Source organism: Oleiphilus sp. HI0117, assembly GCF_001635235.1.
The window spans coordinates 1-800 of sequence record NZ_LWGA01000143.1 but is presented as its reverse complement, the minus strand read 5'-3'; the positions used below and the strand labels follow the sequence as shown (position 1 = coordinate 800).

1 protein-coding gene and 1 pseudogene are annotated in these 800 nt (G+C 49.1%); both read right to left on the bottom strand.

Annotation, left to right across the window (positions count from 1 at the left end):
- A partial coding sequence (locus A3757_RS01945) for a rhomboid protease N-terminal domain-containing protein (RefSeq protein ID WP_304439163.1) occupies nucleotides 1–528 on the bottom strand: 528 nt, incomplete at its 3' end.
- Nucleotides 525–800: pseudogene (locus A3757_RS26115) on the bottom strand (serine/threonine protein phosphatase); the annotation flags it as partial. The gene A3757_RS01945 and the pseudogene A3757_RS26115, both read right to left, overlap by 4 nt.

Here is an 800-nt window from a genome sequence, read left to right as displayed (position 1 = left end):
GATGTGCATGACGTTGAAATGGATAAAATCCGGCGTAACCAAGCGCCAGACCTGGCCGCTGATAAGCACATCAAGCATTGCATTACAGCGCCCACTGACTGAGTTCATATCCAAACCGGAATTAAAGGGATCAACGATCAAAAAAGATCTAAGCAGCGCACCGCCTTTACCAAAGTCGGTTAGAAAAGCAAAAGCCACACTAACAAAGATAAGTGTAAAAATCACAGGAGCTTGGCTTGGTTTAGCCCTCGTGTATGCCACCAGGTCCCTCGGCTTACGAAACACTTCACGACGCCGATGCTGGTCCTGCATTTTGTCAAGCTGCTCAGCTAGGCCACTACGATACTGAGGTTCTGTCATGTAGCGTTCAAGCGCACTCAAGACCTGCTCCTCATAGCCTTCATCATCTAGAATCAAAGCTTGTTCACCCTGATTTTCAATGACTCGATGGGCCACGCCCTGAAAATGGAGCCATTGACTAAAGTCCGAAAGATCCAAGTCTAGTGGAATGGGTGGTATGCGACTCATGTCCGGGTAACGTCCACCGACACAAACTTGTCTTTACTCAAGACTCTCTCGCCATCCATTCGGTAAGCCACCAGCTGGCCATATTTCACCGCGCTATAATCCAGGCAAGCAATATTGCATTGAATAGGCTCTGGCTCACCAGACATCCAGTAATGACCCACAAATACGGGCGCCTCTGTTGTTGGGTAGGTCAGTAATTGCTGCTTCTCTATCGCCGACAAAGGACGCTCAGCCATTTCTGGCGGCAGTGGGTCGGGTTGAAAGACAACATC